This is a genomic window from Staphylococcus sp. EG-SA-18 (assembly GCF_017151825.1).
GTDB lineage: Bacteria > Bacillota > Bacilli > Staphylococcales > Staphylococcaceae > Staphylococcus > Staphylococcus aureus.
In genome coordinates this window covers 1-386 of record NZ_JACYVY010000079.1, presented here as the reverse complement: position 1 = coordinate 386, position 386 = coordinate 1, and the positions used below count along the sequence as shown (strand labels likewise).

Annotated in this window: 1 rRNA gene; it reads left to right on the top strand. The window is 33.7% G+C overall.

The annotated features are described in order from the left end of the window. Positions 1–269 precede the first annotated feature (269 nt). A 23S ribosomal RNA gene (locus IDG66_RS13490) occupies positions 270–386 on the top strand; the annotation flags it as partial.

Below are 386 nucleotides of genomic sequence, written 5' to 3'. Positions count from 1 at the left end.
GATAAGTAAGTAAAATATAGATTTTACCAAGCAAAACCGAGTGAATAAAGAGTTTTAAATAAGCTTGAATTCATAAGAAATAATCGCTAGTGTTCGAAAGAACACTCACAAGATTAATAACGCGTTTAAATCTTTTTATAAAAGAAAACGTTTAGCAGACAATGAGTTAAATTATTTTAAAGCAGAGTTTACTTATGTAAATGAGCATTTAAAATAATGAAAACGAAGCCGTATGTGAGCGTTTGACTTATAAAAATGGTGGAAACATAGATTAAGTTATTAAGGGCGCACGGTGGATGCCTTGGCACTAGAAGCCGATGAAGGACGTTACTAACGACGATATGCTTTGGGGAGCTGTAAGTAAGCTTTGATCCAGAGATTTCCGA